The 15,209-nt window shown below is 69.6% G+C and carries 13 protein-coding genes; all 13 read right to left on the reverse strand.

The window, feature by feature from the left end; genetic code table 11:
- Positions 1–207: 207 nt before the first annotated feature.
- Complete coding sequence (locus HY703_08915) at positions 208–732, reverse strand: hypothetical protein (GenBank protein ID MBI4545302.1); 525 nt, start codon at positions 730–732, stop codon at positions 208–210.
- 154 nt (positions 733–886) lie between these two features.
- Complete coding sequence (locus HY703_08920) at positions 887–2,116, reverse strand: hypothetical protein (GenBank protein MBI4545303.1); 1,230 nt, start codon at positions 2,114–2,116, stop codon at positions 887–889.
- A 430-nt stretch (positions 2,117–2,546) separates the two neighbouring features.
- Entirely contained in the window at positions 2,547–2,990 is a 444-nt protein-coding gene (locus tag HY703_08925) for a PCP reductase family protein (protein ID MBI4545304.1), read from the reverse strand.
- Positions 2,987–3,910, reverse strand: a complete 924-nt coding sequence (locus HY703_08930; protein MBI4545305.1) for a P-loop NTPase — start codon at positions 3,908–3,910, stop codon at positions 2,987–2,989. Before HY703_08930 ends, HY703_08925 begins: the two co-directional genes overlap by 4 nt.
- 485 nt (positions 3,911–4,395) lie before the next feature.
- Positions 4,396–4,536, reverse strand: a complete 141-nt coding sequence (locus tag HY703_08935) for a hypothetical protein (protein ID MBI4545306.1) — start codon at positions 4,534–4,536, stop codon at positions 4,396–4,398.
- A gap of 38 nt (positions 4,537–4,574) precedes the next feature.
- Entirely contained in the window at positions 4,575–4,775 is a 201-nt protein-coding gene (locus HY703_08940; protein ID MBI4545307.1) for a hypothetical protein, read from the reverse strand.
- A 222-nt stretch (positions 4,776–4,997) separates the two neighbouring features.
- Positions 4,998–5,372, reverse strand: a complete 375-nt coding sequence (locus HY703_08945; GenBank protein ID MBI4545308.1) for a hypothetical protein — start codon at positions 5,370–5,372, stop codon at positions 4,998–5,000.
- Positions 5,373–5,398: 26 nt separating this feature from the next.
- A complete protein-coding gene (locus tag HY703_08950) occupies positions 5,399–8,263 on the reverse strand; it encodes a hypothetical protein (GenBank protein ID MBI4545309.1) in 2,865 nt (954 codons plus the stop codon).
- A gap of 186 nt (positions 8,264–8,449) precedes the next feature.
- A complete protein-coding gene (locus HY703_08955; GenBank protein ID MBI4545310.1) occupies positions 8,450–9,190 on the reverse strand; it encodes a type II secretion system protein in 741 nt (246 codons plus the stop codon).
- Between the two features lie 291 nt (positions 9,191–9,481).
- Positions 9,482–10,693: a hypothetical protein gene (locus HY703_08960; protein ID MBI4545311.1), complete on the reverse strand. Its 1,212-nt coding sequence runs from the start codon at positions 10,691–10,693 to the stop codon at positions 9,482–9,484.
- Between the two features lie 49 nt (positions 10,694–10,742).
- Entirely contained in the window at positions 10,743–13,853 is a 3,111-nt protein-coding gene (locus HY703_08965) for a hypothetical protein (protein ID MBI4545312.1), read from the reverse strand.
- 172 nt (positions 13,854–14,025) lie between these two features.
- Positions 14,026–14,745 (reverse strand): hypothetical protein, encoded by a 720-nt coding sequence (locus HY703_08970; GenBank protein MBI4545313.1) that lies wholly within the window; start codon positions 14,743–14,745, stop codon positions 14,026–14,028.
- A gap of 78 nt (positions 14,746–14,823) precedes the next feature.
- Positions 14,824–15,189 carry a hypothetical protein gene (locus HY703_08975; GenBank protein ID MBI4545314.1) on the reverse strand — a complete coding sequence of 122 codons (366 nt, stop codon included), beginning with the start codon at positions 15,187–15,189 and terminating at the stop codon, positions 14,824–14,826.
- Between the last annotated feature and the right edge of the window lie 20 nt (positions 15,190–15,209).

Raw genomic sequence — 15,209 nt, forward strand, 5'->3', positions numbered from 1 at the left:
GTCCCGGTGTGTTCGTGTTCATCTCGCGTTGCTCGCTGTATCGCCGTTGCCTCGGGGGTTGCGCGGTCCGCGCAGCAGCCGCGCCAGGTCGGTGGGCCGGCACTCAGCCAAGCCACTGGCCAGGTTCCGCTCCTTGCAGGGCTGAGTGCCGGCCCACCTCCAGCCGTCCGCTCGGCAGGCCTCGGGATCCTGGCCCCAGCGCCAGCCCTAGCGCTTTCGCAGGATCCGCAGCTCGACCGGCCCGGCCCTGAGCGGCTCGCCGTCAGTTTTCACCTCCGCCGCCACCTGATAGGCCCCGGGCGCCACGGCCCGGCCGGCATGATCGCGCTGGTCCCACTCCGCTCGCAGCTCCAGCGCCTCGCCCGGCGCGAGCGTGCGGATCTGCAGTATGGCGGCGACCACCTGCCCCTCGAGCCTGCGCCACACGACGCGGTCCTCCCTGCTCACGATCACGTCGAAGGCGATGGGCCGGCCCATGAGGTAGAGGTCCACGGCCCTGGCGCTGGTGTTCTCGATACGGAGCTGGATGGGCACGGCCTGGCCGACCCGGACACTCGCCGGCAAGTCCAGGCGCAGCCGCACGGAATCGACGGGCGCCGGCGTCACGGGCGCCGGCTCACGCGCCTCGGCGCCGCCGGCCGCGCCCGCAGGGCGGTCGGCGCGCTCGGGCGCACAAGCCAGGGTGAGGAGTGCGGCGGCAACGGTCGCTGCGATGCGGGTGCGTCGTTTCACCAATCCACTTGGGTGTTCAAGAAAGCAACCCCGGGCCGGGAGCCCCCTCCCGGCCCGGGGCGGTATCGAATTTCGCTCGCTTCGCTCCCTCAGTTGACTCCCCTAGCGGCCCCCGCCGCCCCGCCCGTTCGTCGACTTCGGTCGCTTCGCTCCCTCAGTTGACCGTCAGCGTGCCCAGCTCCTGCTCGACCTGGTTGATCGGGCTGAAGACGAAGGTGCTGTTGTCCGAGGTGCCACCCCACAGTATGCCGACCAGCGTGACGGTGGCCGTGCCCGTGAACACCGGCGAGCCGCTGTCGCCGCCGGCGACGCCCGCGGAAACGAAGTGCTGGCAGAGCTGCATGATGTTGGTGCCCAGCACACTCGTGTTGACGCACGTGTTGGTCACCTTCCCCTGGGTCCAGCCGGTGGTGCGGCCGACCTTGTTCACTACCGTGCCCACGACGACGTCGCCCTTGCCGCCGATGCTGAACTCGCCGGTCACGTTCAGGTCGCCGTTGTTGGGCCCGCTTGTCTGGGCGATCGCGCCCAGCTTCGAGTCGGTGCCGCTGCGGTACAGCGCCCGCGAGCTGTCACTGTAGCGGCACTTCTTGCCCCTGGGGCAGACGCCGCCCGTGAAGTACACGGGGTCCTCGACCTCGTCGGCAATGACCGTGGGATCGACGCTGGAGGTGGGCTGGAAGTAGTCCGTCCCCTCCACGCCGCCCTGCTTCTCCGTGCAGTGCGAGTTGGTGATGAAGGAGCGCTCCGTGCCGTCGAACGCGTTGAACCCCAGCGTGCAGAGGAAGCGGCTGAAGTGGATCTGGATGCCGCCGATGGTCGGCCGCCAGCGGTCGCGCAGCGTAGCCGCGAACTGGATGGGCGGCACCACGCTGATCTCGAAGGCATCGCTGGGGATACGCAGCCTGGCCATGACCTGCTCGATCACCGGCTCGAGGCCCGCCTCTTCGACGCCGATCAGCAGCCGGTTATGCGCCTCGTCCAGGTCCGTGAACACCGTGCCGGGCAGCACCAGGACGCCCGGCGTCGATCGCTTGAACCAGCGATCCAGCTCGAGGTAGTCGTAGTCGGCCTCGAGCACCCGCACGTCCGACGGCGCGTAGCCGTGCACGCGCGCGAATGCGCCCAGCACGCGCCGCGCCCGCCCCTCCTGCGCCACATCCTTCAGGTAGACCGTGGGCCGGCCCTCGTCGTCCAGAAAGAGACCGCCGAACCCGGGAATGCTGCGCGCCAGGACGATCGGATCCGTGGACGGCTGCTGGGGCAGCGGCGCGAGCGCGGCCGCCGGCTCGTCGGCCGGCGCCAGCGGTTCGCGGGCATCCTGGCAGGCGGCCGCCAGCACGGCCAGCGCCAGCATGGGGAGCACTACTCGGTTTGGGGCCATACGCACCTCGCGGCAAAGGGTTTGGAGAAACCCGGGGTATGGGGCGGCCCGTGATGGCGCCACCTGCGCCATACCGCGGCCATGCGGTCTCGCGCCCTACAGCCAGTAACCGGTTGCAAAACGGAAAAATCGGCTCCGGCAGCGGGAGCCCGCCGGCGCCGCGCGCGAGAGAACAGAGGAAAGCGCGCGGCACCACGTTAGCGATGCCGCCCCCTGAGCGTCAAGGTCCTTTTTGTCTAGCTGCCCGGGACCGCTGCCAGATTCGCCCCGCCGCTGCCCCGCGTCCTGCAGCCGTGGATGATCCGGCGCCCCCCGCCCCGGCGGATGCCTGAGTACCCTCGGAGTGCCGAGAGAATCGCGCGCCACCGATACAGCCCAATGGATCAGGTCGAGCGGGAGCTGGGCACGCTCAGGGTAGCCGGGTGAGCGGTCACATGCCTTCCAGCCCCAGGTCTGACCGCGCCTGGTCCATGACGGCGGGCGTGATGAGGCTGATGCCGCGCTCGCGCGCGTAGTCCCTGTAGATGCGCTTGACCATGCCGCGCACGAAGGCGGGCACGTTGGCCAGGCGCGTGGCCGCCTCCTCGCTCCAGGCGACGCCGGCGCCGGCGGCGTCGTCGCCCTCGGCAAAGACGTCGGCGCGCCCTTCCGCCAGACTGCTGCGCACCAGCTCGAGCGGCTGCCCGGGCACCGTGCGGCCGCCCACCTTCACGCCCAGACTGCTCACGAGCTGGGTCTCCATAGGGTTGGTGAGCAGCGCGACCTCGCGGCCGCACGCCGGGCAGCCGAAGACAGCCGCCATGGTGCCGTCGCCCGGGATCTGCCGCTCGGCAAATTCCATCACGCGGTCGCAGGGGATGCAGAGGAACTTCATAGGCTCGGGCTGGGGCCGGGGCTCGGCATGGGCGCGGCGAGCTCGTGCTCGAGGCGCTCCGCGAGCTCACGCAGCGCGCGGCCGGCCCCCGCGTCCGCGGCGTCCAGCGCCAGCGGTCTGCCGGCGTCGGTCGTCGAGGCGAGGCGCGGGTCGAAGGGGATCTCGGCCCAGAGCGGGACACCCGCGGCCTCGGCCAGGCGGCGCGCGCCTTCGCCCTCGAACAGCGGCTGGCTTCGTCCGCAGTGCTCGCAGACGTAGGCGGTCATGTTGGCGACCAGGCCCAGGACGCGCACGCCCGCGTTGCGCACCTGGCGTACGGACTTGGCGACCACGAAGCGGGACATCTCGGAGGGCGTGGTCACGAGCAGCACGGCCTCGGGGCGGGGCAGGAGCTCCAGCAGGCGGGCCAGCTTGTCCGTGCCGGGCGGCGTGTCCACCAGCAGGTAATCCAGTGCGCCCCACTCGGTGTCAGCCAGGAACTCGCGGACGGCGCCGGTCTCCAGCGTGCTCTGCCAGATGAAGCCGCCCTGGGCCGGTTCCCGCCAGCGCAGCGGCGCGTCCTCCGCCGCCAGCAGCAGGTCCATGGACATGACGCGGACGCCGGCCGCGCCGGTGGCCGGGACCACGCCGTCGTCCACCACCCGCAGCGGCTGCCCGGCGGCGCCCAGCATGCGGGCCAGCGAGGGGCCGTTCAGGTCCGCGTCCGCCGCGCCCACCTGCCGCCCGAGCGCGCCCAGCGCGGCGGCCAGGTTGGCGGCCACGGCGCTCTTGCCCACGCCGCCCTTGCCGCTGCCGATCAGGACGGTGGACTGGACGCGTGCAAGCCTTTGGGCGAGCCGGTGCTGCTGCGCCAGCACCTGCTCGAGCACCTCGGCGCCGGCGGGATCGTCGACCTGGTGATAGGTGCGGATACGGCGCATTTACCTGGAAAACGCGTGGTGGTCGGGCAGCTTCACCAAGAGGGGTTCGCAGGTGTCACTGCCCACCTCGACTTCGGGCTCGGGATCACACCTCATGAGTGCCCTGCGGCACGGGTCTTGTGCACGGGATGGGTGGTTCTGCTTCGCAAGCTAGCGGCACACGGCCGGTTGCGCCACGTGGCAGTCCCGGGCATCCCGGGCACTGGACGAGATGAGTGCGGTCCCGACCAGGGTGGTGCCCGGCTGCCGTGGCTACGTCTAACGCCTTCGCAGGCCTGGGGTCCGCAGCCCCGCCCGCCGCCCCGCCGCGGCTCCGGCCCGATGACGCGGCAGGCATGGTCTGGCGGCTCTGGTCCTGGTCATGGCAACCCCAGCGGCGGGCAGTTCCGAAACGCAGGGGGGGCGGGGGGCGGGTGCGGGGGCGCCCCGCTGGGCGCCCCCGCGTACAGGCGTGGGTGTGAAGCGGGGGTCGGGGGAGGGTATGCTCAGGCGATGCCGCGAGTTATGGTGACGACCGGGTAGAGCAGCGCCACGAACAGAGCGGCGTAGCAGAGACCCGTGCTGACGCCGGCCGCCAGGACGGCGAGCTTCTCCCTGCGATCCGGCTGCTGTACCATGCGATTCATTTCTCCCTCCTCGTGGGTTGCCGGGATTTCCCCTTCGTTCAAGCGGAAAGGGGCGCGTGTAGGAGGTTGGCCAGCGCCTGCGCTCCCAGGAACAGGATGATTCCTGCCCACCAGGAGCAGCGCGTGCGTCTGTGGGTCAGAAGCAGCGCTTGACTCGCCAGGAGCAGCATGACCGCCCGGCCAATATGCTTGAGGGCAGCACGTCTGCTCAGGCGTACGAAGGGCCACGGAAATGCCACGCTTGCCTCCTCCAGTTGGCGACGCGATAGTGCGCCGCGATAGCGTGGAGGGAAGGATAGGCTGCGGGTCTCAGCCGACTCTCAGAACCGGCTCAGTTGGGAAGGCGTGGCTCAGGCCAGCCTCAGCCGGCTGGGCCTGCGGCTCAGCGCAGGCTCAGCGGGGCTGGGGCGTGGGAGGGTGCGGGAGTCGCCGCGGCAGGGGCCGCGTACCGGGAGGCTAGGCTAGGCGGTCGGCTGGCTGTCCCCCCTGGCGGCGATTGGCAGGTTCCCCTGGTACTCGGCGTGGATCTCCTTGTACAGCCGCAGCATGACCTTCTCGGCCCGTCGCGCCCGGGTCTCCCAGTCGGTCGCAGCGTTCAGGTAGTCGTGATCGCTCAGGATCTCCTGGGCCAGCTTCGGATCGGCTTTAGTGGCGAAGCTGCGCGTCGCCTTGTACATGTAGAGCAGCTTGCGGGTGAGGTCGAAGCAGTCCGCGGCCAGCATGTAAAACCCCTCTTCCGAGGCCGGCTTCACCTGGTCCAGCTTGGAAGACTGCATGGTGAGAACGTTGTCCGTGGCCGAGGCAATGCCTCCCAATGCTTCATCTGTGTCCGCCATCGGTGCCTCCGGGAAAGGTGTTGAGGCTATTCCGTCCGCCGGCGCGGCGGCGCGGATTGCGAGGGTTGCTGCAAGTCCAGACGCGCGCGCAGCTCCGTGACGCGCGCAGCGAACAGCAGATCGCCGAACGACCAGCCGTGGGCGAAGGAATCGAGCCAGCGGCGGGCCTGACGGAGCTGTCCTTGCCGGGTCAGGATCTCGGCCAGCGCCAGCCGTTGGGGCGCCATGTTGCTGTGCGGGAAGAAGGCGACGATGGGCTCGGCGACGCGGCCGGCTGCCGCCTCGAGCCAGGGGATGGCAGCGCTGCTATCTCCCGCCAGCAGCTCGAGCCGGGCCAGCAGCGCGGCGCGCAACGCCGGCGGCAGCGGGTCGGCCGCATCGGCGTGGCCGGCGGCTTCGTCCAGCCGGCCGAGCAGCCGGCGCACTTCCGCCGAATCGCCCTGCAGGAAGGCGTGGTGGACGAGGGCGCGGAACGCCTCCTGAGCGTCCTCGTAGGCGGGGCGCGTGAAATCGGGGGCGCGACCCTGCCGGGTCAGGGCGCGAGCCCAGTCCAGCATGGGGAGGGCGAGCTTCTCCGCTGGGTAGCCGGCGAAATAAGCGTGTACGATCCAGCGGTCAAAGGGCTGGCTGCCGGCCGCCGAGTCCCAGCCGGCCACGGCCTCGGCCCAGCGGCCCTGAGCCGCGCGGGCCACCAGCCGGTACTGCGCGCCCCGGACCCGGTCATCGGGTGTGCGGCCGCGCCCCAGCAGGTAGGCGGCCAGCGTATCCACCAGGGACAGATTCGCGCCGCCGTGGCCGAAATGGCCCACGAGTTGGGAGATGGTGGCGCGGTCCGCGCGGCTCAGCTTGTCGAGCGCCCTGGCGCGGGTCCCGGCCTCGGGGGAGTACAGATTCAGCATGGCCGCGCGAGCGGCATACTCGAGCGCGTCCGGCCGGATGCGCCGCAGGTGGGCTCTGGCCTGTGCGAGATCGCCGCGGTAGAGCGCCAGATCCGCGAGATGGTAGTAAAAGGGAGCGAACGCGCTGTCCAGGCTGGCCACGCGCTCGAACGCCGGCTCCGCGTCCGCCGGCCGGTAGCCGGCGACGCCGCCGAAGTGGAACAGCGCCTCGCCCAGCCCGAACCAGGCGTCGATCATCTGCGGATGGACCAGCACCAGGCGCTGGAACGCGGCCGTGGCGCTATCCGCGTGGCGGCGCACGGAGTGCCGCTGCGCTTCGAGTAGCTCCACCCACTCCGGCGCGAGTCGTTCCCGGCGCGCCAGCCCGGCCTCCAGCGTGCGCAGCGCAGCGGCGTAATCCCAACGCCAGATCTCGGCCACAGCCAGTCGGTTGTAGGCGAGGCCGGCAAGCGAGTCGGCCGCCAGCGCGCGGGCGAAGGCTTCCGTCGCGCCGTGGAAGTCCCGCGCCCCGAACCGGCGCTGCCCCTCGAGCAAGTGGGTCAGCGCTGCCGGTGAGGTGGTGGGGAGCGGTAGTCCCGGCGTCAATCCCAGCGGCGTTCCCTCGCGCTGCGCGACCGCGCGGCCCAACTCGAGCGCCAGGCGCTCGACTTCGCGCGCGCTGGGGGCGGTCGACTCTCCGCCCGAGGTGCGCAGCAGGCGCTGGCCGTCCGGCGAGTAGAGGTCCAGGCTGAGGGTCGCACCGCCCGGCGCGCTCAGCACCTCGCCGGTGACGACGTAGCGCGCGCGCCAGTCTTCAGCCCGCTGCAGCAACTCCGGGAAGGAGATCGAGCGCCAGCTCTGCTGGGGCGCGAGGAGTGGCGCGCCGTCCAGCGCCCGGATCCCGGGCAGCCAGTCCAGTGCGTTCGCCAGCAGACGGTGCAGCTCGCTGTCGCGTTGCCCCGGCGACCGGGGTGCGGTGTTGCTGCCGTTGAAGGGGAAGACGACGATGCTGACCCCACCCTCCGCGCCCTCGGAGCCCGCTCGTCGCCAGAGCGCGATGGCCGCGAGCAGGACTAGCAGCAGCAGGGGCGCGAGCGCGAGCCGCATCCACCTCTGGATTGATAAATCCCCTGGACTGCGTGCGGTGGCAACGAGCCTGGCGCGCCAGCGCGCGACGGGGCGAGGGGTGGCCGCAGGGCCGGGGCGTTCGGGCTCCGATAGCGCGGCCGTTGCCCGTTCAGCGGCCCCATCGCGTGGCTCAGGCCGGGCCGGGGAGGGAACGGCTGCGGAACCAGCGGCCGTTGCAGACACCTCCCCGGCCCGGATGCGGGCGACGAGGGCTTCCGTCTGATCGAGCGGCTGAAGCTCCTCTTTCTGCAGGAGCCGGAGGTAGGCCTCATAGTGCTGCAGCGCCTCTGTGCGCTGGCCGGTGCGGGCCAGAAGCTCGATGATGCGGTGGTGCGCCTCGTCCTCCAGCGGCTCGACGTCGACCCAGCGCTGCGCCGCAGCCAGCGCGCCGGCCAGGTCCCCGGCCTGGATCCGGCCGTCCAGGAACTCGCGCTGGGCCCGCCGGTGCAGCCGCTCGAGCCGGCTGCGCTGCCGGTCCACCCAGGACTCGAACTGCGGGTTGTCGGCGAGATAGACGCCGTGGAGGAAGGCCCCGTGATAGAGGGCGAGCGCTTCGCCGTGCGCACCGCGCTCGAGCGCCTGCGCGAACTCCTCCGCATCCGTTCCCAGTATCCGGCTGGCCCGAACTCGATCTGGCTGCGCATCGACCCAATCCTCACCCAGCGTACGCCGCAGCTCGTAGAGCGTCTGGGTCAGCGCGTGGCGCGACCGCTCCGCGTCGCGCTCGGGCCAGAAGACCGCTACCAGCGTGTCGCGGCTCGCCTCGCGCTCGAGGGCCAGGTAAACGAGCAACGCGCAGCGCAGGCGCTGCGCGGGGAGGGCTTCGACCTCCTCGCCATCCCGATAGCAGTGCAGACCGCCGAGAGTGACGAGCCGGATGCTCAACTTTGTGGCTCCGGTCAGGAGGAGCCGCGGGGGAGGGCGTCTTTAGGGTGCAGCACCGAGCGCCGCGCCGCAAGAGAGTTGGTGGCTGACAAAGGGGGATTGTGGCCGAGGTGGGGGCGGGGGCGCCGGCCGGCGCCCCCGCCGAGGGGTGGTACATGTGGGTGGCTGTGCGGGCTTTTCGCGGTCCTACTCGTCGCACGTGGGAACGGTGGGTTGCAGCGCTTTCCGGCCGAGCGGAGTGCGCGGCGGCTCGATTTCGCCGGCATAGACGACGCACCCGCCGGGCGACCGCAGCCGGCGGTAGGTGGCGCGGGCTACCCAGGCCTGCGGCGCGGGCTCGTCGGCGGGTAGCAACTCGATAGAGAGCAGCAGGTTGGGGCTGGGCGTGAACCCGAGCTGCGCCAGGTCGTCCGTGTACCCCTCGAACAGCACGTGCTGGACTTCCTGCTGCAGCGCCAGATTCTTCAGTTCCGACTTCAGCCCGGCGAAGGCCGCGCGGTCCAGCGCGCGCCCGAACCGCGGCACCGCCACCAGCAGCAGGCTGGAGATGGTCGCGAGCACGACCAGCAGCTCGATCGGGCTCGTGCCCGAGCGCTGCATCAGCCGCAGCCGGAGTGGCTTCCGGGGCACAGGCTGGGCGCGCTGCTCCCTGCGCTCGGAGGGCGCTGACGACCCCCCGCTCGGCGCGGCTGTGCCGTTGGTCGATGGAGGCTGCCGGGCACCGTCGCCGTTGGTAGATGACGCGTACGCGCGTAGCGTGAGCAGCCACCAGCCGGGGTTCCACGGCGCAGGCTGTGGCTTCAGGACGGACTCGGGCGCGGCCAGCTCGCGATAGAGCTGCTGCGCGTCTGCCTCACTCTGCACGGCGACCACCCCGTACTCGCACAGGTCGCGGCAGGCCTCTCCGATCTGGCTGGGTGTGAGCATGGGTCCCCCTCATTGGCTGTGACACGGCGCGGCCGGGCTGCGGCCGCGAGACGGGAGCCACGCTAAGAGGGTTCGATCAGGGAGCGGTCGGAGCGCGATCAGGCCAAAGATCGAGCGATCAGACGGCGGTCAGATGAGGTGCCTTAGCCGAAGGGGGGCGGGGGCGCGGAAAGCGGTAGGCCGGCGGGCGACCCTGGGTCGCCTGCCGGCCAATTCGTGAGGCTACCATGTGAAGGCAGTCGGCACGACTGCCCGCCGCGAGGGGCATGCGCCCCCCTGCTCGAATCTGTGCTACTCGAAGACGACGCAGCAGCCGGAAGCGCAGGGTACCCAGGTGCCCTCGTCGTTTTCATTCCATTTCCAGCGCACTAATCCCAGCTTGCCTTGATGCCAGTTCCAGAGGATAGCCGGGCGACTGGTCCCTAGTGGGCCGCCAGGAAGCTGGAATCGAGTCTGCCATTCGCTTCCGTTGCGGATGAGCCAAAGCTTGATCTCGCCTGCGGGCAGCGCGGAGCGCAGGGCCTGCTCGTCAAGGTCAAACTTGTGTGCGTAATATTCCAAGGCCAATTGATTCTGCGTCAAATCGCCTTCCAGCCTGATTGTGGCAACCACCTTACCTGAGCCCCTGAAATCGGGTTCGTCCCAGTCTTCCAGCCGGTCCACGGGTATGATGGTCCCCTTCAGCGTACTCGGTTTCAACGTGTCTCCGTCGGAGTAGGCCAGGTACTGTTCATCGTACCACCCCCGGCCTTCTCGTTTCGCACCTTGGCCTGGCGGCGGAGCCGCGGGCTGGAAGCCCCCGATTCCCACCTCGCACCAGCCGGAGCCTGTGCCCGCCGCGTCTAGGCAGCGCACGCCCATGGTTTGCGTCCACGTCTCGGGATCCCAGCCCCATCGGGCGGCCGTCGGATATTCAGCGCCTTCAACGGGGTTGACCTGGAGGTTGGAGAAATCGGGCTGCTCCAAACTGTCGGCACAGGTGCCGGCGGGACTCCAATTGCCCTCGCTGTCCAGAGGGTGCCGCATGGCCGCGCTCCACTCACCCTGGTCGCTGCGTTGCAGCCACAAACAGTTGGTGCCGAGTCTGATCCCCAGCTCCTCGTAATCCGGGGCGGCTTCGTCGTAGCTGATGATTTCGGCGGCTACCACTCCGTTCCTGAAATCGAGGGCGGTAAAGGAGGCAAGCTTATCGGGAGCCCAGATCCCGGCCAACGGCCCATACGTCGTGTCGCGCAGGATGAGCCGCTGGCAGTCGTGAAGCTCGGTATAGGGCAGGGCGGTATCTGCCAGAAAGGGGCCGAAGGGGGTTTCTTGAGCCTGCCGGTCAGAAGAATCGCAGCGCGAACGGCGCTTTGTGTTCATCACGTGAGGTCCTGAGGACGGCCCGCTTTGCTCCTCGGCGCCATTCGAGTCACACGCGCCTGTCACTCCCGAGATGAGGGCGAGCCAGGTGACCAGTAGTATGCGCTTGCCGGCGTGGCGGATCTTACCGTTGGCTTCCATAGTGCCTCCCCGTGAGGTGTGGAAAACACGGCTGTGGCGCGACTCACCGCTACCGGTCGAAGTTGCGCATCCGGTCTACCACCGGCCGCAGCGCCGGATCAGCTCCCGACCATAAGATGGCTACCGCTCTGGCCCAACGCCGGGCGACCTGCTTGTCCCCAGTCCTTCCCGCCAGCTCAGCCCGGAGCGCCGCGGCGCGCACCAGCGCGGGAGGCGATGCCAGGTTGGCGAAAGTCAGCGGCTCGGACCATGGCAGGGCCTCCAGCCCCCGATCCAGCCAATCCACGGCGGCGGCGGACTCGCCCAGTGCGTCGAGAAGCCAGGCCTCGACATACAAGGCATCCAGGCTGACTTCCCCTGGCGGCAGCGACCGCCGGGCCGTGCGCAACCGTTCGAAGACCTGTGCCGCCTTCGATCGGTCGCCGACTGCCAGAGCGGCTTCCGCTTCCACGAGGTAGCTCTGGCGGCCAAACGATTCGAGCATTGGTGATTTCCAGACCGGGAAGGCCATGCCCGCAGCTTGCCCCAGGAGCGCGAACCGAGCGCGTGCCTGCTCGGCCGGGAGGAGGAGGTGCGGAATCGCGCCATCTATCCTCGTTTCCAGTTCGCGGATGCTGTCGACCGGGGCCCCCAGAGCCGCGTACACCAGGAGGGCCTGTGCCTCCCCCTCGAGGTTGCTCGGCAGTGTCGCGAGAGGCGACAGCGGGCCCGCCTGGCGAGCCATCCTGGCTGCGGCGCGGGCGCGTCCCAGGAGCGCCGCCATGGTGGTGAGCGACCTGGCATCCTCGGGCGAGGCCGGTTGTACGTGGGCGAGTAAGCTGTCGCCGAGTCTGCGCGCAGTCTGCAGGTTGTCGAGCCGGTCGGGCAGGCCAAATTTGACCAGCAGCCAGATCTCCCGTGTGGCCAGTCTGAGTTGGTAGCTGGGATCCGTTGCCGCCATCCGGGCCCGACGCAGCAGGCCGATGGCGGATGAGTCAGCCACCAGCTCGAGCGAGATCGCGAAGGCTTCCAGCGCATCGGCGCGCTGAGGAAAAGTAGCCAGCCAGGTAGTTGCGAGCTCTCGAAGGAGTTGCCGCTGCCGCCTGATGGCCTCGGCAGCGGATCCTGGCACGGTCCAGGGTCGCGCTGCAAACACGTCGCTGATGGGATAAGGCACGAAGGCCAGGGTGTCAGCCTCCCAAGCCGCGCGGGCCGCGAAGCGCAGTGTCTCGGGCGGCACCGCCCCGCCTAATCGAAGCTGGCCACTATAGGTAAAAAACAGCTCGCGTAGACGCTGATAGGCGGCGCCCTGAAACCCCTTCTGTGCCGACGGCAGGATCACGAACGCCCGGCGGTAGGCTTCTACCGCCCGGTGATAGCTGCTCTGAAAGCGCCATCCGGACGCGCTGGATGGATCGCGGATCACGGCCTTGTCCCGGCGGTGGCACTCGCCGAGCCCGAACCAGCCGGCAAAGTCCCGTTCATTGATGGCGACGAGGCCGCGGTAAATCTCGCAGGCGCGCTGATACTCGCCTGCGCCCAGCTCCAGCAGGGCGGCCGCAAGCTGCTGTTCTCGTCTGGCCAAGCGGTCCCGGCGCGCGACGGCTTGCTCGACCAGGCCATGCCATTCGGACGCGCCTTGTCCCTCCCATGCCTTCACCTGCGCCAGCCAGAGGTAGGCCTCCGCGTAGTCGGGGTCGGAGCTGGTGGCGGCACGGAACTCCGTGGCAGCGCCTGGGAAGTCCCAACCCTCCAGGGCAGCATGGCCGCGCGCGTAAGCGAGTCGGGCGGGGAGCGACCGGGTACTCAGCCAACCTTCGGGGCTGCCCCTGAACCCGGCGCCTTCAAGCAGCAGCGAATCCGCGAGGGCTGCAAACAGCGAGTCCGCGGGCGCCAGGTCGCCGCTCAGCCGTTCGGCCGCCTGGGCCATGAGCGCGTTGCGCCGCGTGGCATCGTACAGTGCGGCGTAGACCCGCAGGGCATTGCCCACGCGCGAAACCTCGCCCCGGATGAGGCGGCCGGCGCCGAGCTCGAGCGCGATCTCGCGTGCGCTACGCGCCGAGAGCGAGCCGCCGCCGCGCCGGGCCACCGCGTCGGTCACCTGGAAGCGGTCCACCAGGGAGAGGCCACGCCAGCGGGCGAGCGCGTCGTGCAGACGCTGGTCCTGGCTCAGCTCCTCCGGGATCGGGCCCAGCTCCTCGAAAGGCAGGACCAGGTAGCGCGAGCTGTCGGGGGCTGGGCCGGCACCGGCTCCCAGCAGGTGGGCCAGCGGTGAGCCGCGAGACCACTCGGTGACAAGCGCGGCACCGATCACGATCAATGTGGCCGTCCCTACTCCCACCCACACGCGGCGCGCGCGCCACGCCAGTTTCGCCGGTCCCGCCGCCTCGAACCGCGCCATTGCCGCTGGCTCTGGCCGCTCGGCCTCGGGTTGCGCAACGCGCTCCGGCCGGGGACGTAGCGTCGTCGAAGGCACGGTGTCGCCCCGTCGGATGCTGGCGATCAGCTCCTCGGTTGCGTCGAGCGGCTGGAGCTCTTCGGTAGCGAGGCGCTCGCGGTACGCTTCGTAATGCCGGAGCGCCTCGTTGCGCTGCCCCAGCGCGGCCAGCAGCTCGATGACGCGGTGCTGCGACTCGTCGTCCAGCGGATCCAGCTCGGCGCCCTGCCGGGCGACGGCGAGCGCGGCGGCGAGGTCGCCCGTGGCCATCCGGGCATCGATCAGTTGGCGGCGGGCGCGGCGGTGCAGCCGCTCGTATTGTGCGCGCCGGCGAGCCACCCACTCCTCGAACCCAGGGCTGGCAACCAGATAGACGCCGGACAGGAACGGCCCGCCATAGAGCGCCAGGGCGGCCTCTGTCTCCCCTGCTTCGACGGCCCGGGCGAAGGCCGGAGCGTCGGCCTGGATCTCGTCAGAGACGCGCAGCCGGTCGCCACGCACCTCGATGCATTCCTCACCGAGGGTGCGCCGCAGCTCGTAGATGTTCTGGTTCAGCGCGTGGCGGGCCCGGTCATCGTCGCGCTCGGGCCAGAGCAGGGCGAGCAACGAGTCGCGCATGGCCTCGCGCTCGACGGCGAGATAGACGAGAATGGCGCCGCGCAGCTTCTGGGCGGGAAGCGAGGACAGCTCTTCGTCTCCGGAGAAGATCTTGAGGCCGCCAAGCGTCGCCAGCCGGATGCTCACATTTTTCTCGAGGAGATGCCGGGACTGAAGCCGCGTGAACCGGGTAGTGGCTTATAAATAAGCGGCAATATTGCGCCCGCAAGGCACATGGGCGTTTTGCCGTTTGACGCGGCGCGGCTCTTCGGGCAACGGGCACCGTAGGGAGCAAGGGCAGCCCACCTGCTGCTGCTGGTCAGTAGCCACGCGCCACCGCGAAAAGAGTCACCGGCGTGTCAAGCCTCACATAGAAGCGTCCCGTATCCCGCATCCCGCCCTCACGGGCGCTCCAGAGGTTGTGGCCGTAGCCGAAGCTCATCGGGAGTCGGATATCGAAGAACGTGGTGAACAGCACGCTCAACTCGACTCCACCGTTCACTTTCACATCATCCAGGAGCGTCTCTGCCCTCAGCACCTCGGCGTTCCGGTCCCAGACGTCACCGGCCTCCAGAAACACACTACCGGCCAGGCCCCTGAAGACGGCGAGGTTGAGCAGGTTCCGCTTGCGGCCGAAGGTGATGGGGAAAACCAGGTCGACAGAGAGGTTCCCGACCACATCGCCCTCTCCGCTGAGTGCGGATCCCCGCATCACGTCCTCCAGCTCGTAGCGCTTTACCTCCGGCAACTCCCAACCTGCACCTGCCCGCACGGCTGGCACGAGCACGAGTCTCGGCGCGAGGCGAAGGAGCTTCGTGAATCCGACATCCAGCTTGAGGAACCGGTAATCACTGACGGCCCCGATCCGTCCCGTTCCCTCCGCGTTCAGATACGCAGTGAACCCGTGGTTCAGCAGCCTGTCGTACGACAGCCCGAGGAACCCCGAGTGCACGGGTGCGCGCGGCGACCGGTCGTCCTCCCGCAAGAGCCCGAAGCTCAGAGCGTAGACGGGGTAGTAGAAGCGCCCGTAGAGGCCCACGTCGATGGTCCTGTGGAGGGGGTAGTAGACGCTGATGCCCGCATCCAGGTCCCCCCGGTCGTCGTAGGTGGCCCCGGCCTAGAGCGTCCTGCCGCGCGGGCCGAACCAGACGCCGCTGCCCGACGCCCTGAGGTGGGAGTAGCCGAAAGGCTCGCCTCCACCGGTCTCAAAGACCGGCGCGCCCCCGAACGACCAGAAATGGTTCACACGGCTCTGTCCGAACACGCCCAACCCCAGCCCAAGCTCGTTCACGCCGTCACCCGCATCGGTGGCGTGGAGCCTCGGATATAATCCGAGTAGGTACTTCTCCAGCGGGCGGCGCTGCGGCGGAAATTCCTCGTGCCGCACTGGTCGGGGCAGTTCGAGAAGAGCTATGCCGATCTTTCTGCGGAGCGGCAGCGCGATTGCGATAGCGCGGTCATGGCGCTCAGCAAGCAGGAGCACACCCCTGGCCTCAGGGTGAA

Source organism: Gemmatimonadota bacterium (genome assembly GCA_016209965.1).
GTDB lineage: Bacteria > Gemmatimonadota > Gemmatimonadetes > Longimicrobiales > RSA9 > JACQVE01.

Coding starts and splice junctions, on each gene's coding strand:
- HY703_08920 (MBI4545303.1), bottom strand. CDS start 2,116: ATGGCCCCAAACCGAGTAGTGCTCCCCATGCTGGCGCTGGCCGTGCTG.
- HY703_08925 (MBI4545304.1), bottom strand. CDS start 2,990: ATGAAGTTCCTCTGCATCCCCTGCGACCGCGTGATGGAATTTGCCGAG.
- HY703_08930 (MBI4545305.1), bottom strand. CDS start 3,910: ATGCGCCGTATCCGCACCTATCACCAGGTCGACGATCCCGCCGGCGCC.
- HY703_08935 (MBI4545306.1), bottom strand. CDS start 4,536: ATGAATCGCATGGTACAGCAGCCGGATCGCAGGGAGAAGCTCGCCGTC.
- HY703_08945 (MBI4545308.1), bottom strand. CDS start 5,372: ATGGCGGACACAGATGAAGCATTGGGAGGCATTGCCTCGGCCACGGAC.
- HY703_08955 (MBI4545310.1), bottom strand. CDS start 9,190: ATGCTCACACCCAGCCAGATCGGAGAGGCCTGCCGCGACCTGTGCGAG.
- HY703_08960 (MBI4545311.1), bottom strand. CDS start 10,693: ATGGAAGCCAACGGTAAGATCCGCCACGCCGGCAAGCGCATACTACTG.